Raw genomic sequence first — 24,917 nt, 5'->3', positions numbered from 1 at the left:
TGCGGCCTTCCGGCAGGGCTATCGTGGCCGGCGGCCCCGGTTCGGCCCCGCCGAACCGGGGCTCTCACCAATGTTCGCTTCGGTGATGTGCAGGCGGGTGTGCAGGCCGCTGACGTGCAGGACGCGCAGCACCCGGGTCTGCGGATGGTGCAGGCGAAGCTGACGCCCGCGGCGGGACATGGCCTGGTGCGCCCACACCAGCACGGCCAGGCCGCTGGAGTCGGCGAAGCTCAGTTCGGACAGGTCCAGGAGAAGCCGGTGCGGATCGTGGGCGGCGATCACGGCCCCGATGTGGTGACGCAGATCATCGGAGCTGGCCATGTCGAGTTCGCCGTTCAGGCGCACCTCCATGGTCGCTCCGTCCTGCTGGGCGCCGATGGCCAGCCGCAGGGCCCCGCCGGCGCAGGTCACGCCGCCCGCGGGGGACGGGATCGAGGGTGCCCGGGCACCGGGTGAAGCCGGCCGGGCCGGACGGTCGTCTGCCGAGGTCACAGAGCCTCCATGAGTTGGGTCTCCGGGACCGGGCAGGGTCAGGGGCCGGGCCGAAAAGGAGCGAACGGAAAAGTCCGATCGGATTTGACGTTTCGAGACGGATGGATCGGGTCGAAGGGGATGCGGCGGGTTGGCTCGTCGGGCGGGCGCCGGAACTAGGAGGTGCTCTCTTCTAGAATTTCGCCGGCCAGATCCGCGACGCGGCGGCGGCTGTCGCGAGCCTGCTTGCGCAGCCGGTTGAACGCCGAGACCGCGTCCACTCCGTGCTTGGCCATCAGGTAGCCGATGGCACGCTCTATCACCACCCGGTAATCAAGCGCGTATTGCAACTGGGACGCGGTGACGCTGTGCTCGTGGGACGCCAGCGCGGCCGCCATGAGCTCCCCGATCAGGCCGGCGTAGGCGCGCAGCGCCGCGATATCGGAGTCGTCCCATCCGTACGGTTCGGAGCGGTAGACGTTCAGGGTGCCGACGGGGCTGCCGCCCAGCAGGATCGGGACCCCGGCCACCGCCCTCACCCGCTCGTCCAGGACGTCCACCAGTTGCGGCCAGCGCGAGTCCGAACGCACGTCCTTGGTCGACACCGGATGGCCCACCACGTAGGTGTCGTAGCACGGCCCCTGCCCGGCGCGGGCCTGGGCCTGCTCCAGCGAGCGGCCCGCCTCGTCGGAGGCGGCCACGTACAGCAGATCCTCCTCTTCGTCGATGAGCATGATGCCGGCACCGTCATAGCCGAAAACCCGGTTCACCGAGGTGACGACCCGGTGCAACGCGCGGGCCAGGTCCGTCTCGTAGGGGGCTTTACGCAGGTGCTGCAGGCTGGCGTCCAGCGCTTCGGTGTCGATATGCATCATGCTCTACATCCTTGAATGAAGAACGGCGGTCGATGAGATGCGGAGGCACTACGGCCGGCCGGGGCCGCCCGCCGCCGAATCCGCGGCGAGCCGGATCAGGAGGTCGGCGGCGGTGCCGGCCAGGTGCTCCCCGACCGCGATCTGCCGGCTCGTCCACGTGTACGGCGTACACCGGTAGAAGTTCAACGAGCCGATGACGTCGCCTTCGACGTGGACGGGGACCGACAGCACGGCCCTGACCGGTGCCGCGCTGCGCGCCAGCCGCGCGTATCCGGCCTCTTCGTGGCTCTCCAGATCGTTCACCGCGACCGGTTGACCGTCGGACACGGAGTCATGGGCGGGACCCACCCGCTCGAACTGCTGGGCGTACTGAAGCTTCAGCCCCTCGGCGGTGGACCCGCCGACCGCGCGCAGCCCGCTCGCCTCCCCGGCGAGCATCAGGGCCGCACCGTCGGCCTGGGAGATCAGCGCCATCGAGTGCAGGGCGCGGGACAGCCGCCCGGCCGCCAGGGACACCCGCGGACCGGCTGCCGCCGCGAGCCCGCCGTCGGATGAAGGGCCGGGACGAGGCCCCGGTACGGGAGGAACGTTGTCGCCGATGTCACGGTCGTTCGCCATGTTCGCCACCTCGGGTGGCATCGAATGCGGATCCGCGGACACAGGGCGGAACTTCCGTGGGCCACCCTACCCGCTCTCCGGCCGCGGCCCCCAGAAGCAGGACGCGCCGGTGCCTCTAGGAGGCGTCTCGCCGCGATTTCGGCACGGTGCCCGGGGGCGGGAAGCTCGCGCGTCCGGCAGTCACACGGTCGAGGGCATGACGGAGCGTGGCGCTGATCCCGATGTGCCGATCGAGGCCGGTGCGCTCCAGGAGCCGGTGGCACAGCGGGCTCGGACGGCTGAGGACCAGGTTCCCGCGCCTGCCCCGCGCGGCCTTCCAGAGCGCCACCAGTGCGCCCAGTCCCGAGGAGTCGCAGAACTTCACGTCCCGCAGGTCGAGTATAATGTTCCCAGCGGGCGAGGGCCGCGAGAGAACATATTCGCGAAAAGGTTCGGCCGTAAGATAATCGATCTCGCCGGCTACATAAAAAAGAAGAAATCGCTCATGGCCTGCGGAGCGGACTCGGATTCTGTTATCCGGATCGCACCACTGCTCTTCGGACAGCGAATCGTCATCGTGCACCGTGCTCGTAGCCATGTTTTCACCTCCTGTATCCGGCCGAGCATACCCTCGCCGGATCAGATCATTCCGATGAAGCGCATCGGGGCCGGACCTCGGCTTCCGGCAGCGCGGCCGCCGGCCGTCCGCACCGCGCCGGGCCCGGTCGGGCGGCCCCCGGCTCGACGCCCAAAAGGAGAGTGAAGCCACATTTACTTGCCCTCCGGCAAGTTTCTGGTGTAGCCAAGGAGCCAGCAGGCAGCATCCTCATCGGGGTACAGGGATCGGCTCCAGAGCGAAAGGTAGGGCCGACTCAGGCTCTTGTATGGAAGTTACTCAAGGCACTGACGGTCTTCAGCCCGTCCTCGCTCCCGTATTGCAGCCCGCCCCCTTTCCGGGGCTGGTCGTCGACGCGGCCGGTACCGTGACCGAACTCAACGACGCGGCCCGCGCGCTGTTCGGCGCGGGTCTGGGCGCCCGGCTGCCCGACGTGGCGCCGGAATGGCTGGCCGAGGCCCATCGGTCGCTGGCCGCACGGTCTTCCGGGGTTCCGCCGGTGGCCGCCCCCGGCGCCGGCGGTCCGCAGGGGGCGGCGCCGGTCGCGCAGGGCCCGATCGGCGAGCGCGTTTTCGAGGCTCATGGAGCCCCGCTCACCGGCCCGGACGGCTCCGGCGGCCCGCTGAGCGGCCGGGACGCCACGATCTGGTGGCTGGTCGACGTCACCGAACACCGGCGGCTGGAGCGGGAGCTCGCGGCCGAACGGGAACGCACGGCGTTGCTGGCGGAGGCGTCCGGCCAGCTGCTGGCGTCGCTGAATCTGGACCGCTGCATGGAGGTGACCGCGCGGCTGGCGGCGCGTCATCTGGCCGACGCCGCGATGGTGATCGCTCCCCGCTCCGGCCACGGGCATCCGGTGGCCTGCTGCGGCCCCGACGGGCGGGTGGAGTACCGCGAACTGCGGGTCGACCCGGCGGAGGTCCCGGGGCTGGCCGAGGCGATGCGGGGCTTTCCGCCGGTGCCGCCGCGATGGGTCGATCCGGCCGCCGCGCCCGACTGGGCCGCGCGCCGGAGCCTCGGCGGGCCCCGCGCGATGGCGGTGGCCACGCTTCCCGGGCACGGCATGCCGGCCGGGGCGCTGGTGCTGCTGTGGAAGGACGCGCGGGAGGGATTCTCCGGCGGCGAGGAGAGACTCACCCATCTGTTCGCGGCACGGGCCGGCGCCGCGATGTCGATGGCCCGGGTGTACGCCGAGCAGACGTCCATCACCGAGACGCTGATGCACGATCTGCTTCCGCCGCGCACCGGCGGACTCGACGGGGTCGAACTGGCGGCCCGCTACCAGCCGTCCGGCGGCGGCGACCGCGTCGGAGGAGACTTCTACGACCTGTATCCGGCCGAGGAGGAACCGGTCGCGGGACCGGAGCCGGCACCGGAGGCGCTGGTCGTCCTCGGCGATGTGTGCGGCAAGGGGCTGGAGGCCGCGGTGCTGACCGGCAAGATCCGCAATACGCTCCGGGCCCTGTTCCCCCTGTCGGGCGATCACCAGCGTGTGCTGAAACTGCTGAACAGGGCGCTGCTCAACAGCGAGACCACCCGGTTCGTCACTCTCGTCCTGGCGTCGATCCGGCGCGAGGGCGGCAACGTCCGCCTGCGGCTGACCAGCGCGGGCCATACCGGCCCGCTGATCGTGCGCGCCGACGGCGAGGTCGAATCCGTCGACACGGGGGGCTCGCTCATCGGAGTGCTGGAGGACATCACCTCCACCACCGCCACCGTCCTGCTCGAACCGGGCGACACGTGCCTGCTGTACACCGACGGCATCACCGAGGCGGCCGGCGGTCCGCTGGGCGGTGAGATGTTCGGCGACGAGCGGCTGCGCGACGAGCTGCGCCGGTGCGGCGGGATGCCCCCGCAGGCGCTGGTGGAGCGGGTCCACATGCTCGCCGCCGAGTGGGTCGGCGACAATCACCACGACGACATGGCCATGATCGCGATCACCGCTCCGCGGCGCTTCCACCTCAGTGCCGTCGGGGGGCAGGGGCCCGGGAGGTACACGGCGTGACCCGTGGAGAACAGGCACGGCCGCACGCCGATCTCGATGCCTGGACGGCCCGGCTCTGGGACGCCGTCATCGTCGGCGACGAGTACGCGGCCACGGACGCGGCGGTGGCCGCCCTGGACGAGGGGATGGACGCCGAGACCCTGCTGCTGGACGTCATCGCGCCGCTGCAGGCCCGGGTGGGCAGCGAGTGGGCGGCCAACCGGCTCACGGTCGTCCAGGAGCACACCGCGACCGCGGTCATCGAAAGGGTGATCGCGGCGCTGGCGCTCCACCCGGCCGTCCGCCGGCGCCATCGCGGCGAACCGCGCGGCCGGATCGCCGTGGCGTGCATCGACGGGGAGTGGCACGCGCTGCCCGCCCGGATCGTGGCCGAGGTGCTGCGGCTGCGCGGCTGGCAGGTCGACTATCTCGGCGCGCAGGTACCGACCCCGCACCTGATCTCCCACCTGCACCGCACCGGCCCCGCGCTGGTGGCGCTGTCGTCCTCGATCGCCACCCGGCTGCCCGCCGCGCACGCCGCCATCACCGCCTGCCAGGCCACCGGCACCCCCGTCCTGGTCGGCGGGGCGGCCTTCGGACCCGACGGGCGGTACGCCGCCCTGCTGGGCGCCGACGGCTGGGCGCCGAACGCCCGCGCGGCCGCCGACCTGCTGGCGGACGGCCCCCTGCGCAAGCCGAAACCGGCTCATCAGCCCGTCGATGACCTGCCCCACCTGGCCGACCAGGAGTACGCCCGTGTCACCGGCACGGCCCACCGGCTGGTGCGGCGCACCATGGACGAACTGCAGTCCCGCTTTCCGGCGATGGCGGACTACACCGAGCAGCAGCGCCGCCACACCGCCGAGGACATCGCCCACATCGTCGACTTCCTCGGCACCGCCCTCTACCTTGACGATCCGGACCTGTTCACCGGATTCATCACCTGGACCGCGGGCATCCTGACCGCTCGTGACGTGCCCGCCCGCAGCCTGGTGCCGGCTCTGGACCTGCTGGCGGAGCAGCTCGCCGGCCTTCCCCGCGCCACAGATCTGCTCCGGCGCGCCCAGGACGCCCTCCGGCGGCCGGCGCCGCCCGCCGCCGACGAGGATTCCGGCGTGCTCGCCGAGCCTGTGGGCGACCCAGACCCTGACCCCGGACTAGGAAGAATTGCATGACCGCCTCAGTTCCCGATGCTCCGCTGCACCTGGTCGTGACCGCCTCCACCGCGCACTCCCTGCGGATGGAGATTCACGGCGAACTGGACTTCGACACAGCCGACACACTGGTGGCCACCGCCGGCGCGGAACTGGACGATCATCGCGACCTCCACGACCTGGACCTGGACTGCTCGGGGCTGAGCATGTGCGACTCGGCCGGTCTCGCGGCCCTGCTGATGATCCGCCGCCGCACGGCCGCCACCGGCGTCCGCCTCCGGCTGACCGGCCGGAGACCGCAGCTGGACCGGCTGCTGCGCATCACCGGCACCCTCCACCACCTGACCGGCGAATCCGCCGGGAAGGCGGAGGACCAGGATCAGGAAGTACCGGGCCGGCCCTGACCCTCCCCTGTGTGCCGGCCGCGGCGGCGGGTACGACGCGGCTGACCACGGGGAGGGAAATGATCGACACACCACGCCTATACCTGGTGACCGGCGCCAGCGGCTACATCGGGGGGCGGCTGGTGCCCGAGCTGCTGGACGCCGGTCACCGGGTGCGGTGCATGGTCCGCTCGGCCCGCCGGCTGCGTGATCAGCCCTGGGCCGACCGGGTGGAGATCGCGGAGGCGGACGCCACCGACCGGGAGGCGACCGCGCGTGCCCTGGAAGGGGTGGACGTTGCCTACTACCTGATCCATGCGATCGGCGGCGGAGGCGGCTTCGCGGAGACCGACCGCCGGGCGGCCCGCACCTTCGCCGGCGCGGCACGGGAGGCCGGCGTCGGGCGGCTGGTCTATCTCGGGGGCATGGAACCCGAGGAGGAGCTGTCGCCGCATCTGCGGTCCCGCGCCGAGGTCGGCGAGATCCTGCTGCACAGCGGGGTGCCGACGGCATGGCTGCGCGCCGCGGTGATCATCGGGTCGGGTTCGGTGTCGTTCGAGATGCTGCGCTACCTGACCGAACGGCTCCCGGTCATGGTCACCCCCCGCTGGGTGCACACCCGCATCCAGCCGATCGCGATCCGGGACGTCCTGCATTACCTGGTCGCCGCCGCCGGCCTGCCGGCCGAGGTGAGCCGCGGGTTCGACATCGGGGGCCCGGACGTGCTCACCTACGTCGACATGATGCGCCGTTACGCCGCCGTGGCCGGGCTGAAGCGCCGCATCATCATCCCCGTCCCGGTGCTGAGCCCCTGGCTGTCGAGCCTGTGGGTCGGGGTCATCACACCCGTCCCGGGCGGTCTCGCGCGTCCCCTGGTCGAGTCGCTGCGCAACGAGGTGGTGTGCGCCGACGACGACATCGCCGAGTACGTGCCCCCGCCGCCCGGTGGGCCGACGGGATTCGAGCGTTCGGTGGAACTCGCGCTGCGCCGCGTCCGCGAGGCGGACGTGGCCACCCGCTGGTCGTCGGCCAGTGTCCCGGGCGCCCCCAGCGACCCGCTGCCGACGGACCCGGACTGGGCGGGCGGCAGCCTCTACACCGATGAACGGTCATGCCGCACGGCCGCCCCGCCGGAGCGTCTCTGGGAGGTCATCGAGGGGATCGGCGGGGAGCACGGCTGGTACTCCTTCCCGCTCGCCTGGCGCGTCCGGGGCGTTCTCGACCGCCTGGTCGGCGGTGTCGGCCTGCGGCGCGGCCGCCGGGACCCGCGCCGGCTGCGCATCGGGGAGAGCGTGGACTTCTGGCGGGTGGAGGAGATCGAGCCCGGCCGGCTGCTGCGGCTGCGCGCCGAGATGCGGCTCCCCGGCCTCGCCTGGCTGGAGCTCGGCGTGTCCGAGGAGGACGGCCGCACCCGGTTCACCCAGCGAGCGCTCTTCCACCCCCGGGGGCTCGCCGGCCAGGTGTACTGGTGGGCGTTCCGTCCCTTCCACGACCGCATCTTCGGCGGCATGTGCAAAGGCATCGCCCGCGCCGCCGAGCACGGCCGCACGCCGGCTTGACAGGCGGACGAGAAGATACCTATAACTGTGCTTAGAAGTTTCTTCTCGCGCGAGGAGCAAGTGGTCGGCGCCCGGCCGGGCGCCGGAGGTCTTCGGAGGTGATGGTCAATGTTGCTGACGTCGATCGACCCGTTCGTGCAGGAGTTCGAGCGCCAGTTCGACCGGGCGCTCCGGCAGGTCGGCGGCCAGGGCGGCGGGGCCGGGATGCCGATGGACGGCATCCGCCGCGCCGACGACGTCGTCCTGCGGTTCGACCTCCCCGGGGTGGACCCGGGCTCCATCGAGGTCACCGTGGACCGCGGCGTGCTGTCGGTGACCGCGCGCCGCGAGGAGGAGTTCGGCGAGGACGAGCGCGTCTTCGTCCGCGAGCGGCCGATGGGCGCGTTCACCCGGCGGGTCTACCTGTCGGAGCACCTGGACGCCGAAGCGGTCGAGGCCGCCTACAACAACGGCGTCCTGGCCGTCCGCATCCCGGTTCTGGAGAAGGCGAGGCCCCGCAAGGTCGCCGTCCAGCAGACCGGCAACGGCCACAAGGCGATCAAGAACTGACCGCCGCGAACACCTGCCCCGGCCCCGGACCCGCGATCCCGCGCGGGCCGGGGCCGCCGCGGCGACCGCCACCCGGGCAGAAGGAGAATCCGTGACCCTGCCGATCGACGACGAGTACGCCGCCCTGTTCACGGTGGGGCAGGTCGCCCGGATGCTGGACGTCCAGCAGGCGTTCCTGCGCCGCATCGACGAGCACCACGTCGTCTCCCCGGAACGCTCCGCCGGCGGGCAGCGCCGCTACAGCCGCCACGAGATCGGCCGTATCCAGGAGGTCGTCACGATGATGGGCGAGGGCATGACCCTGCCCGCCATCCGGCGCATCCTCGAACTCCAGCACGAACTGGCCGAGATCACCCGCGAACGCGACGAACTCGCGCGCCGTCTCGCCGCCCGCGATCCCGATTCCGGCCGCTGACCGGTCCCGGGAAGGCCCGGCCGCCCCTCCCGAGGTCCCGCGCGCCGGTCGGCGCCGGCACCCCCGTGCCGGCGCCGATGACCGTGGCCGATGACCGTGGCCGCCCGCCAGGCTCAGACCTTGCCCAGGTACGCCTCCACCACGCGTGGATCGGCGGACAGTTCGGCGGCCGGCCCTTCCAGGGTGCAGCGGCCGTTCTCGATCACGTACCCGCGCTGGGCGATCTCGAGCGCCGCCCTGGCGTTCTGCTCCACCAGCAGGACCGCCGTCCCCTCCGCGCTGATGTCGTGGATGACCTCCATGACCGCGGCGACGACGAGGGGCGCGAGGCCCATGGACGGCTCGTCGAGCATCAGCAGCTTCGGCCCGGCGACCAGCGCCCGGCCGATGGCCAGCATCTGCTGCTCGCCGCCGGAGAGCGTGCCGCCCTCCTGCCCGCGCCGCTCGGCGAGCCGGGGCAGCAGCTCGTAGACCCGCTCCAGCCGCCTGGCCAGCTCCTTGCCGTCCCGCACCAGGTACCCGCCGAGCAGCAGGTTCTCGTGCACGGTCAGGGTGCTGAAGATCCGCCGCCCCTCGGGCACGTGCACCAGGCCGCGCGCCACGATCGCGGGCGGCGGCTCCCCGGCCACCGACTCCCCCTGGTACTTGATGTCGCCGCCGGCCAGGCGGACCAGGCCCGAGATGGCGGACAGGGTCGTGGTCTTCCCGGCGCCGTTGTTGCCCAGCAGGGCGACGGTCTCGCCTTCCCGGACGGTGAGCGACAGGCCGCGCAACGCGGTCACGCCGCCGTAGTTCACCTTCAGGTCAGTCAGTTCGAGCACCGCGCACCTCCTCGGTCTCCTCCGGGCCGGCCTCCCGCCCGAGGTATGCCTCGATCACCGCCGGATTGTCGCGGACCTGGGCCGGGGTACCGTCGGCGATCTCCTTGCCGTAGTCGAGGACGACGATCCGGTCGGAGACCTCCATGACCAGGCCCATGTCGTGCTCGATGAGCGCGATGGCGATGCCGAGGTCACGGATCCGCTGGATCAGGCCGAGCAGTTCGGCCTTCTCCGAATGGTTGAGCCCGGCGGCGGGCTCGTCGAGCAGCAGCAGGGACGGCCTGCGGGCCAGCGCCCGCGCGATCTCGACCCGGCGCTGCTCGCCGTACGGCAGGTTCCGCACCAGCCCGGCCCGGTCGCCGCGGAGCCCGACGAAGTCGAGCCACTTGTGCGCCTCGTCGGTGGCCTCCTGCTCGCTGCGCCGGTAGCGGGGGGTGTGCAGCAGCACGTCGAAGACCCGCTGCCGCAGCCAGAGGTGGGTACCGGCCCGCACGTTGTCCAGCACGGACAGGTCACCGAAGACCCGCAGGTTCTGGAAGGTGCGCGACAGCCCCCGCGCGGCGATCAGCGATGGCCGGCGGCCGGTGATGTCGGTCCCGTTCAGCGTGATCCGGCCGCCGGTCGGACGGTAGAAGCCGGTGACGCAGTTGAACGCGGAGGTCTTGCCCGCGCCGTTGGGGCCGATGACGGACACGATCTCGTTCGCGCCGACCTGAAAGGTGAGGCCGTCGACCGCACGGACGCCGCCGAAGGCGAGCCGCAGATCGCTGACTTCGAGCATTACGACTCCCCCGATCGGGCCGCGGTCCGGGCGGTCTCCCGTGACCGGTGCGGCCACAGCCCCTGCGGACGGACGATCATCATCACGATCAGCAGGACCCCGAACACGAAGAACCGGTAGTCGGCCAGGTCGCGCAGGATCTCGGGCAGCAGGCTGATCACGACGGCGCCGATGACCACGCCGGGGGTGGAGCCCATGCCGCCGAGCACGACCGCCATCAGCACCAGCGCCGACTGCAGGAACGTGAAGCTCGCCGGGGAGATGGCCGAGAGCTGCGCGGCGAACAGCACGCCCGCGAGCCCGCCCCAGATCGCCCCGGCGATGTAGGCGGCCATCTTGATCCGGTAGGTGTGGACGCCCATGGCCTCGGCGGCGTCCTCGTCCTCCCGGACGAACCGCCACGCGCGGCCGAGCCGCGACCGCCCCAGCCGGGCGGCGAGCAGGACCGCCACCGCGACGATGACCAGTGCCGCGTAGTAGAACACCACCGGGTCGGCGGCCTCGGCACCGAACAGCCCCGGGATGCCGTAGATGCCGGACGGCCCGCCGGTGACCTCCAGGTTGTTGGCGATGATGCGGACGATCTCCCCGAAACCGAGGGTCACGATCGCGAGGTAGTCGCTGCGCAACCGGAGCGTCGGCCCGCCGATGATGACCCCCGCGAGCGCCGTGGCGATGATCACGGCGGGCACGGTCGCGAGCAGCGGCCAGCTCAGCCGGGTGGCCAGCAGGCCGCTGGTGTAGGCGCCGACCGCGAAGAACGCGGCGAACCCGAGGTCGAGCAGGCCGCAGTAGCCGACCACGATGTTCAGCCCGACCGCGAGCATCACGAAGATCACCGCGCTGGTCATGATGTTCATCGCGTACGGCGTCGCGATGACGAACGGGGCGACGAGGCCCACCGCCAGGGCCGCCCAGCCGAGATGGCGGTTCTCCATGAGCCGCGTGACGATGGTGGGTCCGGGACGTTTCGCCCGGTCCGGCACGGCCGTCATCACACACGCTCCGTAACCCGCTCACCGAGCAGCCCGGTCGGCCGCACGGTGAGGAAGAGGATGAGGAAGCCGAACGCGAAGACGTCCCGCCACTCGCCGCCCACCCAGTGGGTGCCGAACGACTCCAGCAGCCCCAGTACCAGGGCCCCCAGCATGGTGCCGGGGACGTTGCCGATGCCTCCGATGACGGCGGCGGTGAACGCTTTGAGGCCGATGATGAACCCCATCAGAAAATCGATCTTCCCGTAGTAGCCGCCGGCCATCACGCCCGCCGCCCCGGCCATCGCGGAACCGATGAAGAACGTGCGGGCGATGATCGCGTCCACGTTGATGCCCATCAGCAGGCACGCCTTCGGGTCGAGCGCGATCGCCCGCATCGCCCGGCCCTGCTGGGTCCGCCCGATGAACACCGCGAGCGCCACCATCAGCGCGGCCGAGACGGCCATCAGCACGAGCTGCTGCATCGTCACCCGGGCGCCCAGCACGTCGACGGCGGCGCCGTCCAGCCGCACCGGGTAGACCCGCGGGTTGGGCCCGGCCGCGATCCTCGTCCCGTACTCCAGCGCGAAGGACGCGCCGACCGCGGTGATCAGGAGCGACAGCCGGGGCATCCCCCGCAGCGGGCGGTAGGCCACCCGTTCGATGACCAGGCCGCCCAGCCCGGTGGTGACCATGGTCAGCACGAGCACGACGAGCAGTGCCACCAGGGAGGAGGAGCGCACCAGGCCGCCCATGGCGCCGAGCATGGCGAACCCGGTGAACGCTCCGAGCATGTACAGGTCGCCGTGGGCGAAGTTGAGCAGCTTGATGATCCCGTAGACCATGGTGTAGCCGAGGGCGACCAGCGCATAGAAGGAACCGACGAACAGCCCGTTCCAGATCAGCTGCGACATAGTCTCCTACTTCAGTGCGTCGCGCAGCGTGAAGGCTCCGTTCTTGACCACCAGGATCACAAAACCTCCGTTGCTGAGCGTGTGCTGCGGGGTGAACTTGAGCGGGCCCGAGAAGATCGGGAACCCGTCGATGGCTTCCAGTGCCTTCGCGACCTTGTCACCGTCGGTGCCGCCGGCCTTGGTGATGCCCTCGGCGGCCACCCGGACCGCGTCGTAGGACTGGGTCGAGTACGGGCCCGGCTCCGCGCCGAACTTCTTCTTGTAGTTGGCCACCCAGCCGCCCGCGCCCTCGATCGTGTCGGGGGTCTGCGTCATCGTGGCGTAGGCGCCCTCCGCCGCCTTGTCTCCGGCGATCTTGATGAGCTTGGCGTCGACCGAGCCGTCCCCCACCATGAACTTGCCGGTGTAACCGGCCTGCCGGAGCTGCCGCAGGATCAGCCCGCCCTCCTGGTAGTAGCCGGTCCAGTAGACGAAGTCGGGCTTGGTCTTGAGCACGCTGGCGATGTTGGCGGAGTAGTCGCTCTCGCCCGGGGTGACGGCGTCCAGCGCCGCCTTGTCGGGCCCGCCGGGCTGGTCGAGGCCGGTGGCGGTCCGGGTCGCGATGTCCTTGGAGTAGGACGTGTTGTCGTGCAGGACGGCGACCTTCTTGGCGCCGTCCTTGCCCATCCAGCTCACCGCCGCCGCGGCCTGCTGGTCGCCGGTGCCGTTGATCAGGAAGACGTGCTTGAGCTTCTGCTCGACCAGTTCGGTGGAGTTGGCCGCGGGAATGATCATCGGGATCTTGTTGCGGTCGAACAGCGGAAGGGTCGGCAGCGCGGAGCCCGAGCAGTAACCGCCGACCGAGACGGCGATCTTCGCGGCGATCAGCTTGTTGGCCGCGGCGACCTCGGTCTTCGGGTCGCAGGCGCCGTCCTCGACCCGCAGTTGCAGCTTGCGTCCGTCAACACCGCCCTTGGCGTTGATCTCGTCGATGGCCATCTGCGCGCCGTTCTTCATGTACGGGCCGATGTCGGCGCTGCTGCCCGACAGCGGGACCACCATGCCGAGCGCGATCGGGCCCGAGTCGTCGGTCTTGTCGGAGCCGAGGACTCCCTGGCCACAGGCGGACACGGCGAGGGTCGCCGCCCCCAGGACGGCGCCTAGTGCGATCTTCTTCATCGGGATCTTCCCCCTTCAGAGGTAGGGCTGGTTGAGGTGTTTCGGGGACGCCGGATGAGGCGGACGTGCCGGTCGGCGACGTCAGCCGCGGCGTGGACGCGTCAGCTGTGCGCTTCGAGCAGGGGTGCGCGCTGGGAGGTCGCCCGGTCGGGCTCTCCCGGTCGGCCGTCGCGTCGGGGGGTTTCCCGTGTTCGACAGCGGTTTCGGTTATGGTCCGGAACCGGAGTCCGGTATGTTCAGCGCCCCTCCAGGGGCGCCGCCGCCTCCGTGGCGGCTCGCACGGCCTTCTCCTGTTCCGGAGCCAGCCGCAGCCGGGGGGCGCGGCAGGGTCCGCCGTACCGCCCGACGAGGTCCATGGAGAACTTGATCGCCTGCACGAACTCCGTCCGGGAGTCCCAGCGCAGCAGCGGATGCATCGTCCGGTACATCGCCCGCGCCTTGTCCAGGTCGCCGTCCAGGGCGGCCCGGTAGAGCGCGACCGACGCCCGCGGCAGCGCGTTCGCGAAGCCCGCGATCCAGCCCTTGGCGCCCGCCAGGGCGAGTTCGAGGGCGACGTCGTCCGCGCCGATCAGCAGGTCGAGGCCGGGTGCCATCTCGGCGATCTGGTAGGCGCGGCGCACATCGCCGCTGAACTCCTTGACCGCCACGATGTGGCCGGCCTCATAGAGCCGCGCCAGGAGCGGCGGGGTCAGGTCGACCCGGGTGTCGTGCGGGTTGTTGTAGCCGATGATCGGAAGGCCGGCACGGGCCACTTCGGCGAAGTGCGCCTCCGTGATGTGATCGTCCGCGCGGTAGGCGTTCGGCGGCAGCAGCAGGACGCCGCCCGCCCCCGCCTCGGCGGCCTGCTCGGCCCAGCGCCGCGCCTCGGTGGCACCGTAGGCGGCGACTCCGGGGATCACCCGGTCGCCCCCCGCGACCTCGACGGCCGTCCGCACCACCTGCGCCCGCTCCTCGGGCGTCAGGCTCTGGTACTCCCCCAGCGACCCGTTCGGGCATACACCGTCGCAGCCCTCGTCCAGCAACCAGCGGACGTGTTCCGCGTAACGCTCGTAGTCGACCGTAAGGTCGTCGCGCAAAGGCAATGCGGTGGCAACGATGACGCCGTGCCAGGATTTCATGTCGTCCCTCCGTATGGCATGTGACATTGCACAATCCGGACATTGCTCCCGTCAAGGGGTTGAGGGCGCCTAACACATCTTTTTCTGCAGGTCAGGAAGGGGGGTGGGAGGGAACGCCGCGAAGGGCGCCCCGCCACGGGCACCAGAAGGCCCGGCGGGACGCCCTTTCAGGTCAGACCGTCACTCCAAGGCGAGCAGCAACGCCGCCGACCAACTGAAGTTGGTGGAGTTCAGGGCCGCGCCCGTCAGCGGGTTGTAGTTCTCCATGATCGGCCCATCGCCGAGCAGGCCCGCCGCCGAACCGCGCAGGCGGCCGGCCAGAGCGGACGCGTCGGCACCGTAGCCGTACCTTTGCAGGCCCTTCAGTGAGAAGTACGCCTGGTCGAGCCAGACGGGGCCGCGCCAGTACTTCTCCGGGGCGAAGTACGGCGAGCTCTTCGACACCGTCGGGAAGGGCATCGCGGTGGCGAACTCGCCCGGGTCGGTCAGCCTGCCGCGGACGGCGGCGGCCTGCTGCCCGGTCGCGACGCCCGCCCACAGCGGGATGGCGCCTTCGATGCCGCGGCCCCGGTCCACGAGGCGCCGGCCCGACGCGAGGTCGATGTCGTAGAAGAACCCGGTCTCCGGGTCGTACATCGACGTCCGGATCGCCGTGGTCAGCGTCCGCGCCTGCGCGGTCAGCCGCCGGGACGCCGCCCCGTCCCCGAGCCGCCGCGCGATCGCCGCGAGGTACCCCTTCTCGGCGGCGAGGTAGGCGTTGAGGTCGACGGACTCCTGGTTCAGCGAGTAACCGACGACACGTCCGGCGGCGTCCCGGTTCTCCACGACCCCGGTACCGAGGGCGGCGTCGAAGCGGGGAGCGTTGTCCATGCCGCTCTCCCACGCGGCGGCCTGCCGGCGGTCCTCGGGGGTGGCGTTGGCCGGATCGACGGTCGCCCCGTACTCGGCCAGGCCGTCGTGGTCGTGGTCCCGGGTGCGGTACCACCAGTCGTGGTAGGCGACCAGCTTCGGGTACATCTCGCGCAGGAACCCGACGTCCCCGTTCCGCCGGTAGGTCTCCCAGACCGCCCAGGCGGCCAGCGGCGGCTTGGTGTTGCGCTCGTTCCAGTTGCCGCCGCCGCGGGCGGGATCGTTGTAGAAGAGGCAGTCGGGGATCATCCCCGTGTCCTGCGGCCGGGTCGCCGAGTCCGGCGTGATCTGGTGGTCGAACATCGACCTGATCTGCGACTCGGCGAGCGCGGGGTCGAAGCGGGCGACGCCGACCGCCTGCTTCCAGGTGTCCCAGGCCCAGAAACCGCCGGTGAACCACTTGTAGGAGATGGACGGCGTGATGCCGCCGTGTTCCAGCCGCCCGGCCGGGCCGCGCCAGTTGGTGACCAGGGTCTCCAGGGCCTTCACCGCGAGCCGCCGCCGTCCGGCGGGCACGTCGTCCGTGACGGCGGCGACGTACCGGCGCCAGCGCGCGTCCGTGTCGTCGATCGCCGCGCCGGGGCGCCGCAGCAGGTTCCGGACGGCCGGGGCCTCCCGCTCGCGTTCGGCGGCGGTGAAGGTGTAGGTCTCGGTCCAGGTGAGCGCGGACGAGCGGCCCGCCGCGACGGTGAGCGGCCGGGCCAGGTCGGTGCGGTAGGAGTCCCCGGTGACGGTGGTGCGGACCGGGGCGGCGTGGGTGACCTCGAACCTTTCGGTGCCGTCGGTGAGGTAGTCCCACTGCTCGCGCACCCGGGCGAAACCGACCGCGACGCCGCGCGCGGTGGCGTGCAGGGACGGCGCGCTCTTCATCGGCTCGGTGTCGGGGCGCAGCAGCGATCCGCTCCAGCCGACCTGCAACGTCCGGGGGCTGGTTCCGGTGTTGGCGACGTAGGCGCGCACGAGCGCGCTGTGCCCGGAGGCGAAGCGCAGTTCCAGCGTGAGCCGCAGGCCGGGCAGGTCGTAGACCTGCCGCAGCATCCCGGGAAGCGCGGTGAGGCGGGGCGCGCCGGCGGCGCCGAGGTCGATGTCCCGGCCGTTCTCGCTCAGCCGGATGCGGCTGAACGCCTTGCTCAGCCACCACGGGTACTCCTGGGCGATGTAGAGCGGCCCGGAGAACCCGCCGTAGGCGTCCTTGTCGCCCTGTCCCGGCAGGGCGTAGGCGTGCCACGCGCCGCGGTCGGCGAACACGTTGATCTCGTTGACCTCGGCGGGCAGCGCGTTGGAGGGGACGCCGTGCATGTCGAGGACGTCGGTGTACTGGTCCGGCCGGGGACCCGCCTCGGCGGGCGCGGGAAGGGCGGTGACGAGGAGGGTGGAGCCGAGCGTCAGCCCGGCCAGGGTGTGCAGTGATCTCCGCATGATCACCTCTCGGGTTGGGGGTGGGTCGTCTTGAGCACCGCCGCCCCGAGCGGGGGCAGCCGCAGCGTTCCCCGCACGGCGGTGCCGGTCAGCAGGTCGATGCCGTCCGGGACGGGCAGTTCGGTGCCGGCGTCGCGATGGTTGAGCAGGAAGAGGAAGGACGCGCCGGGCCCGTCGCGGCGGGTGGCCTCGACGCCGGCCGGGACGTCGAGCACCGGGCGGACGCCCGCGTCGGCGAACACCTCGTCCAGCACGTGCCCGAGGGCGTCGCCCAGATGGCAGCTCACATACCAGGCCCGGCCGGCCCCGTGCGCGTTCCGGGTGACCGCCGGGCGGCCGGTGAGCGGCCCGGAGCCGTACCCCGCCACGGTCTCCGCCGTGCCGGTCTCCAGCCACTCGCTCCACAGCGTCGCCGGAACCCGGCGGTCACCGAACACCACGTCGACGGACGCGTCGTCGGGGACGGGCCAGAACTCGTCCACCACGACGCCGAGCACGTCCCGCAGCGGTGCCGGGTAGCCGCCCAGATGCACGTGGTCGTGCTCATTGACGATGCCGCTGAAGAAGCCGCAGACCAGCCGCCCGCCGTCCGCGACGTACGAGGTGAGCCACGCGGCCGTCGCGTCGGTCGTCAGGTAGAGGTTCGGCAGCAGGACGACCCGGTACGACGTCAGGTCCGCGCCCGGAGGGACGAAGTCGACGGTCACGTTCCGCGCGTACGCGGTGCCGTACCAGGACAGCGTGAGCTCCCGGAGCAGAAGCCTGGACGACGGGTGGTCCTCCAACTCCAGTGCCCACCAGGAGTCCCAGTCCAGGACGATCGCGACATCGGCGGTGAGCCGGGTGCCCGCGATCTCGGCGAGCCGGGTGAGGTCGCGTCCGAGGCGCACGGTCCGGTCCCACTGCGGCGAGCCGGTGCCGCGGTGCGGCAGGAGCGCGCTGTGGTACTTCTCGGCTCCGGCGCGCGACGCCCGCCACTGGAAGTGCAGGACCCCGTCCGCGCCGCGCGCCACCGCCTGGAAGGACCACAGCCGGCTCAGCTCGGGCGTCTTCGGCACGTTGACCGGCCGCCAGCTCACCGCCGACGGCGCCTGCTCCATGAGCAGCCACGGCCGCCCCGCCTTCAGCGAGCGCATCAGGTCGTAGTTCATCGCGGCGGCGACGTGCGCCTCCGGGTCGGCCGGGTCGGGGTAGGCGTCGTCGGACACGACGTCCTCGTGCGCCGCCCACGCCCAGTAGTCCAGCGACTTGAACATCGACATGAAGTTCGTCGTCACCGGGATGCCGCCGCCGTCCTCGTCCAGGACGGCCTTCTCCGCCAGGTAGCAGGCGAGCAGCGCGTCGGAGCAGAACCTGCGCCAGTCGAGCACCTGGGTCGGGTTCACCGGGCCGGGGGCGGCGCGCGGCGGCTCGATCTCGTCCCACCGGCCGTAGCGCTGGGACCAGAAGTCGGTCGCCCAGGCGCGGTTCAGCGCCGCGAGATCGCCGTACCGGTCCCGCAGCCAGTGCCGGAAGTCGGCGGCGGACGCGGCGCAGAAGCACTCGGTCACGTGGTCGCCGTACTCGTTGTGGATGTGCCACAGGACGACCGCCGGATGGTCGCGGTACCGCTCGGCGATCTTGCGGGCCAGCCGCGTCGCCGACTCCCGGTAGACCGGTGAGGAAGGGCAGTAGTGCTGGCGGGACCCGAACTCCAGCCGGACGCCGTCCGCGGTGACGGGCAGGATCTCCGGATGGGCGCGGACCAGCCAGGCGGGCGGCGACGCGGTCGCGGTGGCCAGGTCGGCGGCGACGCCGTGCGCGGCGAGCAGGTCCAGCAGCCGGTCCAGCCAGCCGAAGTCCCAGGTGTCCGGGCCCGGCTGCAGCCGGGCCCAGGAGAACACGCCGACCGTCACCAGGTTGACCCCGGCGTCCTTCATCAGCCGGACGTCCTCCGCCCAGACCTCCTCGGACCACTGCTCGGGGTTGTAGTCGCCCCCGTACAGCAACCCCGGCACACGCGTGGGTCCGCTCATCCCCGCACCCCCCGGTTCGCTTCGCTCATCCCTTGACCGCTCCTCCCAGCAAGCCGGACACGAACTGTTTCTGGAACAGGAAGAAGATCAACATGAGCGGCAGCGTCGCCAGGAACGAGCCGAGGATCAGCCCCGCGTAGTCGACGTGGCTCTGCCCGATGAGCGTGTACAGCGCGACCGGCACGGTGTACTTGTCCTCGCTGTTGAGCATCAGCAGCGGCCACAGGAAGGCGTTCCACTGCGTCATGAAGGTGAAGATGACCAGCGCGCCGAGCTGGGGCCGCACCACCGGCAGGACGACCTGGTAGAAGATGCGCAGGTCCCCCGCGCCGTCGATGCGGGCCGACTCGATCAGCTCGTCCGGGAAGCCGAGGAACGCCTGGCGCATCAGGAAGATGCCGAACGAGTTGGCCAGGAACGGCAGGACCACCGCCTGGTAGGTGTCGACCCAGCCCAGGCTCGCCATCATCTGGAACAGCGGGACGAGCAGCACCTGGAACGGGATCATCATGGTCGCGAGCACGGCGCCGAGCAGCAGCCCCCGTCCCCGGAACCGGTACTTGGCCAGCGCGTACCCGCACATCGCGGAGATCAGCGAGCTGAGCACGGTGTAGACGACGGCGATACCGGCGCTGTTGAACATGACCCGGCCGAAGCCGATGCTGTGCTCCAGCTCCACCAGGTTGTGCATGAACCGGCCGCCCGGCATGAACGGCGGCGGGGACTGGAACAGCTCGGAGTTGTCGTGGGTGGAGGCCACCACCATCCAGTAGAACGGTGCCGTGCTGATCACCGCGCCGACCAGGAGCAGCAGCACGAAGAGCACCCGGCCCGGCCGGAGGCGACCCGTCCCCCTCGCGATGTGGTTCACCGGGATGAGTCCCTTCCGAAGAAGCGGAACTGGGCGTAGGAGATCAGCCCGATGACCACGACGATCACCCACGCGAGGGCGGCCGCGTAGCCGAAGTCGAGCTGCTCGAAGCCGACCTTGTAGAGGTAGAGGACGGGCGTCATGGTGGCGTTGCCCGGCCCGCCGCCGGTCAGCACGTAGTTCTCGTCGAAGAGCTGGAGCGTCCCGATCGTCGATGTCACCGAGCAGAAGAGGATGACGGGACGCAACTGCGGCAGGATCACCCGCAGATACGTGGTGACGGCCCCGGCGCCGTCGATGGCCGCCGCCTCGTACTGCTCCCGGCCGATCGTCTGCAGCCCGGCCAGCAGGATGACCGCGTTGTAGCCGGTCCAGCGCCAGGTGATCGAGCCGATCAGCGCCAGCCGCGCCCAGCCGGGGCTGTTCAGCCAGTCGATCTCGGACAGGCCCACCGCGGTCAGCATCTGGTTGACCAGCCCGCCGTCGGTCTTGAGCAGGACGCGGAACACCACCGAGTAGGCGACCAGCATGGTGACCGCGGGCAGGAAGTAGGCGATGCGGAACGTCGAGCGGAACCGCAGCCAGGACTGGTTCAGCCCGAAGGCCAGCAGCAGCGCCAGCCCGATCATGACCGGGACCTGGACGATGAGGATCAGCCCGGTGTTGCGCAGCGCCGCCCAGAAGACCGGGTCCGACATCATCCGGCGGTACTGGGCGATCCCGACCCAGGTCGTCGCGCCGTCGCGGTCGGCGGTGAAGCTCTGGTAGAAGCCGGCCACCAGCGGATAGGCGAAGAAGAACACCAGCAGCGCCGCCGCCGGGCCCGCGAAGATCCACGGGGTGGACCGGCGCCACCACCGGCGCGGCGCGGCCCCCGCGCGTGCCGCCGTGCCGGCGCCGGTCTCCCGCTCTGTCACATCGACGGCCACCGCGTCACCCGGCGATCGCCCGGCCGGTCCCGGCGGCGACCTGCTTGGCCGCCGAGTCCAGGGCCTTCTTGGGGTCGTCGTCGTGCAGGAGGATGCCGGAGACGGAGCGCCACATGATGTCCCGCGCCTTCGGGTCGTCCTTGGAGTCCTCGACCGAGGGCACCTTGTCCGCCAGTTCCGCGAAGGTCTTGAAGACGGGCCGGTCCCCGAAGTAGGGCTGCGGGGCGGTCACGAACGGGTCCTTCAGCGCGGGCAGGTAGGCGGGGAACAGCCCCTCGTTCTTCAGCATGGACACCTGGTTGGCGGTGTCGGCGAGGGCGAACTCGATGAACGCCCAGGCCGCCCGCGCGTTCGTGCTGTGGCCGCTGACCGCGAGCGTCGAGCCGCCGTCGTTGGATGTCTGCACCCCGCCGGCGTCGAACGCGGGCAGCGGCACGACGCCGAACTTGCCCTTGAGCTCCGGCATCTCGTCGGTGAGCGTGCCCGCCCACCAGACGGCGTAGGGGGTGGTGGCGGCCTTGCCCGCCTTGGTCCCGGCGACCAGGCCGTCCCAGCCCTTCTCGAAGGCGATCAGGTCCTTGTCGGCGAGCGTCTTGAGCAGCGTCCCGGCGCGGACGGCCTGCTCGCTGGAGAGGGCGACCTTCCCGTCCCGGAAGTACCTCTGCCCCTGCTGCTGGAGCAGCATGGGGAACATGCTGTCCTCCTGGGGGTCCATGATGAGGAGCTTCTTGCCGGTCTTGGCCTTGATGCGCTCCCCCGCGCTGACGTAGTCGTCCCAGGTCGCGATGCTGTTCGGGTCGACCCCGGCCTTCTCGAACATGTCGGCGCGGTAGTAGAGGGCGCACGGCCCGCTGTCCCAGGGCAGCGCGAAGACCTTGCCCTGCGCGTCGCTGGAGTACTTCCACGCGGAGGGGGCGAACTCGGCCTTGTGGGGGCCGGCGAGCGAGGTCAGGTCGTACAGGCCGCCCGGGAAGACGCCGATGTAGCCCGGCAGCCTGCTGCCCTCGATGGTGAGGACGTCCGGCAGGCCCTTCCCCGACTTCAGCCCGACGGTGATCTTGTCGTAGGCGTTGTCGTAGCCGATGTCGACGATCTCGACGCTCGTCCCGGGATGGCGCTGCTCGAAGGCCGGGGCCAGCCGCTTGAGCGCCTTGGCCGCCACGTCCCACGACCAGACGCTGATCTTTCCCTTGATCTCGGCCGCCGCGCCCGCGCTCAGCGTCGGGCCCGCCTTCTTGGCGGTGCCTCCGGTGGCGCAGCCGCTCGCACCGAGCAGTGCCGAGAACACTCCGGCGACTCCGGCGGTCAGGACGGTCCGGCGTCCGAGACTCGCCCGTTCGGGGTTCGTCGCCATCTTGCCTCCCCAGGTGGATCTGGATAATGCTGTATACAGCACACTGCATCATGTGTTCTCGTCAAGAGGGCGGGGCAGGAAAACCCGAGGAACCCGAGAAAGTGAGGGCGCGCGTGAGCGTTCACCCGTACATCCCGAACTCCGTGCCGGAGATCAAACGGCAGATGCTCGCCGCGATCGGCGCGTCCAGCGTCGAGGATTTCTACGCGGACATCCCCGAGAGCATCCGGTTCGGCCGCCCGCTCGACATGCCGCCCCCGCTGCGTTCGGAGGCCGAGCTGACCCGGCATGTCGGCGGGCTGCTGGCCCGCAACACCGGCACCCGGGAGGCCCTGAGCTTCCTTGGTGCGGGCTGCTACCCGCACTACGTCCCCGCCGTGGTGGACGAGGTCGTCAACCGCAGCGAGTTCCTCACCGCCTACGCGGGTGAGCCCTACGAGGACCACGGCCGCTTCCAGGCGCTCTGGGAGTACCAGTCCCTCATGGGCGAGCTGCTGGAGATGGACGTCGTGAACGTCCCGGTCTACGACGGCTACCAGGCGTCCGCCACCGCGCTGCGCATGGCGGGCCGGATCACCGGCGCCCGGCGGCTGCTGCTCGTCACGGCCATCGACCCCGGCAAGCTCTCCAAGATCGACGACTATGTCCGGCCCGTCCACGACCTGGTGATCGTGCCGGTCGACCCGGACACCGGGCTGGTGGACACCGCGGCCGTCCAGGCCGAACTGGCCGCCGGCGACGTCGCGGCCGTGTACGCCGAGGCGCCCTCGGCCTCGGGGATCATCGACCCCGCGCTGACGTCGCTCGCCGGCCTCGCCCACGACGCCGGGGCGCTGTACGTCGTCGGCTGCAACCCCATCTCGCTCGGGGTCGTGGCGCCGCCGTCCGCCTACGGGGCCGACATCGTCTGCGGCGACATCCAGCCGCTCGGCCTGCACATGGCCTACGGCGGGCTCAACGGCGGCTTCATCGCCACCCGCGACGAGGAGAAGTTCGTCGCGGAGTACCCGTCCCGGCTCTTCGGGCTCGCGCCCACCCGCGTCGAAGGCGAGTACGGCTTCGGCGACGTCGCCTACGAGCGCACCTCCTTCGCCGTCCGGGAGGAGGGACGCGAATGGGTCGGCACCGCCGCCGCGCTCAACGGCATCACCGCCGGCGTCTACCTCGCGCTGATGGGACCGCAGGGGATGCGGGAGATCGGCGAGACGATCATGGCGAACACCCGGTACGCGCTGCGCCGGCTCGCCGAGGTGCCCGGCATCGAGGCGCCGTACGCGGACGCGCCGCACTTCGCCGACTTCACGCTCGCCTTCACCGGCGCGCGGACCGCCGCCGAGGTCAACGAGGCGCTGCTCGCGCACGACATCTTCGGCGGCAGGGTCCTGTCGGAGGACAAGGCCCTCTACTGCGTCACCGAAATGCACACCAAGGACGACATCGACCGCCTGGCCGGCCTCTTGGAGGAGATCGTCAAGTGAAGACCGACCACTCCCCCGTCACCCCCGCGGACGCGAAGATCGCCCCGAAGCCGCCGCTGCGCCGCTTCCATCAGGCGAGCTGGGACGAGCCGCTGCTGTTCGAGATGACCAGCCCCGGTGAGCGCGGCGTCCTGGTGCCCGAGCCCGACGTCCCCCTGGACGACACCCTCCCGGCGGCGCTGCGCCGCGCCGAGCCCCCGGCGCTGCCGGAACTGTCCCAGCCCCAGGTGCTCCGGCACTATCTGCGGCTGTCCCAGGAGAACCTCGGCGTCGACTTCAACATCGACGTCGGCCAGGGCACCTGCACCATGAAGTACAGCCCCAAGGTCAACGACCAGTTCATCCGCGACCCGCGGATCGCGGACCTGCACCCGCTGCAGGACGAACGGACCGTGCAGGGCGTCCTGGAGATCATCTACCGGCTGGAAGGGCTGCTGCGGGAGATCTCCGGCATGGACCGGTTCTCGCTCCAGCCCGGCGCCGGCTCCGCCGCGATCTACACCAACGTGTCGATGATCCGCGCCTACTTCGCCGCCCGCGGCGAGGCGGAGCAGCGCGACGAGATCATCACCACGATCTTCTCGCACCCCTCCAACGCGGCCTGCGCGAAGACGGCCGGGTTCAAGGTCATCACCCTGTACCCGGACGCCGACGGCTACCCCGACATCGAGGCGCTCAAGCAGGCCGTCGGCCCCCGCACGGCGGCGCTGCTCATCACCAACCCCGAGGACACCGGGCTCTTCAACCCGCGGATCGAGGAGTTCGTCCGCATCGTCCACGAAGCGGGCGGGCTGTGCGCCTACGACCAGGCCAACGCCAACGGGATCCTCGGCATCACCCGCGCCCGCGACGCCGGGTTCGACCTGTGCCACTTCAACCTGCACAAGACGTTCTCCACCCCGCACGCCTGCGGCGGGCCCGCCGCGGGCGCCTCCGGCGTCACCGAGGCACTGGCCCCCTACCTGCCGACGCCGACCGTCGAGTTCGACGGCACCCGCTACTACCTGGACGACGACAGGCCCGAGTCGGTCGGGAAGATCAGGCCGTTCTACGGCGTCGTGCCGAACCTGGTGCGCGCCTACGCCTGGATCATGTCGCTGGGCGGTGCCGGGCTGCGGGAGGCGGCGGAGATCGCCGTCCTCAACAACAACTACCTGATGAAGAAGGTGCTGGAGATCCGCGGCGCGTCGGCGCCGTACGCGCCGGGACGGCCGCGGATCGAGCAGGTCCGCTACAGCTGGGAGAAGCTCGCCGAGGAGACCGGCGTGCACTCCGAGGACCTCGGCCTGCGCGCGGCCGACTTCGGCACCCACTACTGGACGAGCCACCACCCGTTCGTCGTCCCGGAGCCGATGACGCTGGAGCCGACCGAGTCCTACTCCAAGGCCGACCTGGACGAGTACGCCGCGATCCTCGCCGAGGTGGCCCGCGAGGCGTACGAGGACCCGGAGACCGTCCGGACCGCCCCGCACCGCTCCACCGTGCACCGCGCCCGCGAGGACGTCCAGGACGACCCGGCCACCTGGTCGGTCACCTGGCGCGCCTACCGCAGGAAGATCCTCGGCGCATGAGG

At 71.1% G+C, this 24,917-nt stretch carries 23 protein-coding genes; 8 read left to right on the top strand and 15 right to left on the bottom strand.

The window, feature by feature from the left end; genetic code table 11:
- Positions 1–18: 18 nt before the first annotated feature.
- The 4 genes from ACQP1N_RS06845 to ACQP1N_RS06830 form a co-directional block, all read right to left on the bottom strand.
- Entirely contained in the window at positions 19–492 is a 474-nt protein-coding gene (locus ACQP1N_RS06845) for an STAS domain-containing protein (RefSeq protein WP_433229723.1), read from the bottom strand.
- A gap of 155 nt (positions 493–647) precedes the next feature.
- A complete protein-coding gene (locus ACQP1N_RS06840) occupies positions 648–1,346 on the bottom strand; it encodes a GAF and ANTAR domain-containing protein (RefSeq protein WP_207394136.1) in 699 nt (232 codons plus the stop codon).
- A gap of 48 nt (positions 1,347–1,394) precedes the next feature.
- On the bottom strand, positions 1,395–1,964 hold the full coding sequence (locus ACQP1N_RS06835) for a GAF domain-containing protein (protein ID WP_165488426.1): 570 nt from the start codon (positions 1,962–1,964) through the stop codon (positions 1,395–1,397).
- A 115-nt stretch (positions 1,965–2,079) separates the two neighbouring features.
- Positions 2,080–2,541, bottom strand: coding sequence for an STAS domain-containing protein (locus ACQP1N_RS06830; protein WP_433229720.1), 462 nt, complete (start codon positions 2,539–2,541; stop codon positions 2,080–2,082).
- A 385-nt stretch (positions 2,542–2,926) separates the two neighbouring features.
- Between ACQP1N_RS06830 and ACQP1N_RS06825 the strand changes: the two genes are divergently transcribed.
- The 6 genes from ACQP1N_RS06825 to ACQP1N_RS06800 all read left to right on the top strand — a co-directional run bounded on the left by ACQP1N_RS06825 (position 2,927) and on the right by ACQP1N_RS06800 (position 8,603).
- A complete protein-coding gene (locus tag ACQP1N_RS06825; protein WP_433229718.1) occupies positions 2,927–4,564 on the top strand; it encodes a SpoIIE family protein phosphatase in 1,638 nt (545 codons plus the stop codon).
- Positions 4,561–5,718 carry a cobalamin B12-binding domain-containing protein gene (locus tag ACQP1N_RS06820; protein WP_433229715.1) on the top strand — a complete coding sequence of 386 codons (1,158 nt, stop codon included), beginning with the start codon at positions 4,561–4,563 and terminating at the stop codon, positions 5,716–5,718. Before ACQP1N_RS06825 ends, ACQP1N_RS06820 begins: the two co-directional genes overlap by 4 nt.
- Positions 5,715–6,101, top strand: coding sequence for an STAS domain-containing protein (locus ACQP1N_RS06815; RefSeq protein WP_067802577.1), 387 nt, complete (start codon positions 5,715–5,717; stop codon positions 6,099–6,101). Before ACQP1N_RS06820 ends, ACQP1N_RS06815 begins: the two co-directional genes overlap by 4 nt.
- 59 nt (positions 6,102–6,160) lie before the next feature.
- Positions 6,161–7,639 carry an SDR family oxidoreductase gene (locus tag ACQP1N_RS06810; RefSeq protein ID WP_433229712.1) on the top strand — a complete coding sequence of 493 codons (1,479 nt, stop codon included), beginning with the start codon at positions 6,161–6,163 and terminating at the stop codon, positions 7,637–7,639.
- Between the two features lie 108 nt (positions 7,640–7,747).
- Entirely contained in the window at positions 7,748–8,188 is a 441-nt protein-coding gene (locus tag ACQP1N_RS06805; RefSeq protein ID WP_433229710.1) for an Hsp20/alpha crystallin family protein, read from the top strand.
- A gap of 91 nt (positions 8,189–8,279) precedes the next feature.
- Positions 8,280–8,603: a MerR family transcriptional regulator gene (locus tag ACQP1N_RS06800; protein WP_067802569.1), complete on the top strand. Its 324-nt coding sequence runs from the start codon at positions 8,280–8,282 to the stop codon at positions 8,601–8,603.
- 113 nt (positions 8,604–8,716) lie between these two features.
- Here the strand turns inward: ACQP1N_RS06800 and ACQP1N_RS06795 are convergent, their stop codons facing one another.
- The 11 genes from ACQP1N_RS06795 to ACQP1N_RS06745 all read right to left on the bottom strand — a co-directional run bounded on the left by ACQP1N_RS06795 (position 8,717) and on the right by ACQP1N_RS06745 (position 21,866).
- The gene (locus ACQP1N_RS06795; RefSeq protein ID WP_067802566.1) at positions 8,717–9,424 is read right to left on the bottom strand and encodes an ABC transporter ATP-binding protein; all 708 of its coding nucleotides are present in this window, start codon (positions 9,422–9,424) and stop codon (positions 8,717–8,719) included.
- Positions 9,408–10,205 (bottom strand): ABC transporter ATP-binding protein, encoded by a 798-nt coding sequence (locus ACQP1N_RS06790; RefSeq protein ID WP_433229707.1) that lies wholly within the window; start codon positions 10,203–10,205, stop codon positions 9,408–9,410. Before ACQP1N_RS06790 ends, ACQP1N_RS06795 begins: the two co-directional genes overlap by 17 nt.
- Positions 10,205–11,200 carry a branched-chain amino acid ABC transporter permease gene (locus tag ACQP1N_RS06785; RefSeq protein ID WP_067802559.1) on the bottom strand — a complete coding sequence of 332 codons (996 nt, stop codon included), beginning with the start codon at positions 11,198–11,200 and terminating at the stop codon, positions 10,205–10,207. Before ACQP1N_RS06785 ends, ACQP1N_RS06790 begins: the two co-directional genes overlap by 1 nt.
- Complete coding sequence (locus tag ACQP1N_RS06780) at positions 11,200–12,093, bottom strand: branched-chain amino acid ABC transporter permease (protein ID WP_067802551.1); 894 nt, start codon at positions 12,091–12,093, stop codon at positions 11,200–11,202. The genes ACQP1N_RS06785 and ACQP1N_RS06780 overlap by 1 nt, the downstream gene beginning before the upstream one ends.
- A gap of 6 nt (positions 12,094–12,099) precedes the next feature.
- Positions 12,100–13,251: a branched-chain amino acid ABC transporter substrate-binding protein gene (locus ACQP1N_RS06775; RefSeq protein WP_067802549.1), complete on the bottom strand. Its 1,152-nt coding sequence runs from the start codon at positions 13,249–13,251 to the stop codon at positions 12,100–12,102.
- 236 nt (positions 13,252–13,487) lie between these two features.
- Positions 13,488–14,369: a dihydrodipicolinate synthase family protein gene (locus ACQP1N_RS06770; protein ID WP_242608931.1), complete on the bottom strand. Its 882-nt coding sequence runs from the start codon at positions 14,367–14,369 to the stop codon at positions 13,488–13,490.
- 180 nt (positions 14,370–14,549) lie between these two features.
- Entirely contained in the window at positions 14,550–16,697 is a 2,148-nt protein-coding gene (locus ACQP1N_RS06765; protein ID WP_433229701.1) for an MGH1-like glycoside hydrolase domain-containing protein, read from the bottom strand.
- 2 nt (positions 16,698–16,699) lie between these two features.
- The gene (locus tag ACQP1N_RS06760; protein ID WP_433229699.1) at positions 16,700–18,712 is read right to left on the bottom strand and encodes a beta-galactosidase; all 2,013 of its coding nucleotides are present in this window, start codon (positions 18,710–18,712) and stop codon (positions 16,700–16,702) included.
- Between the two features lie 25 nt (positions 18,713–18,737).
- Positions 18,738–19,583, bottom strand: a complete 846-nt coding sequence (locus tag ACQP1N_RS06755) for a carbohydrate ABC transporter permease (RefSeq protein ID WP_207394135.1) — start codon at positions 19,581–19,583, stop codon at positions 18,738–18,740.
- Positions 19,580–20,512: a carbohydrate ABC transporter permease gene (locus ACQP1N_RS06750; RefSeq protein WP_207394134.1), complete on the bottom strand. Its 933-nt coding sequence runs from the start codon at positions 20,510–20,512 to the stop codon at positions 19,580–19,582. The genes ACQP1N_RS06755 and ACQP1N_RS06750 overlap by 4 nt, the downstream gene beginning before the upstream one ends.
- 4 nt (positions 20,513–20,516) lie before the next feature.
- Positions 20,517–21,866: an ABC transporter substrate-binding protein gene (locus ACQP1N_RS06745; RefSeq protein WP_067802536.1), complete on the bottom strand. Its 1,350-nt coding sequence runs from the start codon at positions 21,864–21,866 to the stop codon at positions 20,517–20,519.
- Positions 21,867–21,979: 113 nt separating this feature from the next.
- Here ACQP1N_RS06745 and gcvPA point away from each other — a divergent pair, with 113 nt between their 5' ends.
- Together gcvPA and gcvPB are read left to right on the top strand one after the other, a co-directional pair.
- The gene (gene gcvPA / locus ACQP1N_RS06740) at positions 21,980–23,344 is read left to right on the top strand and encodes an aminomethyl-transferring glycine dehydrogenase subunit GcvPA (protein WP_242608930.1); all 1,365 of its coding nucleotides are present in this window, start codon (positions 21,980–21,982) and stop codon (positions 23,342–23,344) included.
- Positions 23,341–24,915: an aminomethyl-transferring glycine dehydrogenase subunit GcvPB gene (gene gcvPB / locus ACQP1N_RS06735; protein WP_067802533.1), complete on the top strand. Its 1,575-nt coding sequence runs from the start codon at positions 23,341–23,343 to the stop codon at positions 24,913–24,915. Before gcvPA ends, gcvPB begins: the two co-directional genes overlap by 4 nt.
- The last annotated feature ends 2 nt before the right edge of the window (positions 24,916–24,917 follow it).

This window comes from Actinomadura formosensis, assembly GCF_050948385.1.
Lineage (GTDB): Bacteria > Actinomycetota > Actinomycetes > Streptosporangiales > Streptosporangiaceae > Spirillospora > Spirillospora formosensis.
Note: the sequence above shows the minus strand (reverse complement) of the source record. Positions and strands in the feature narration are given on the sequence as shown.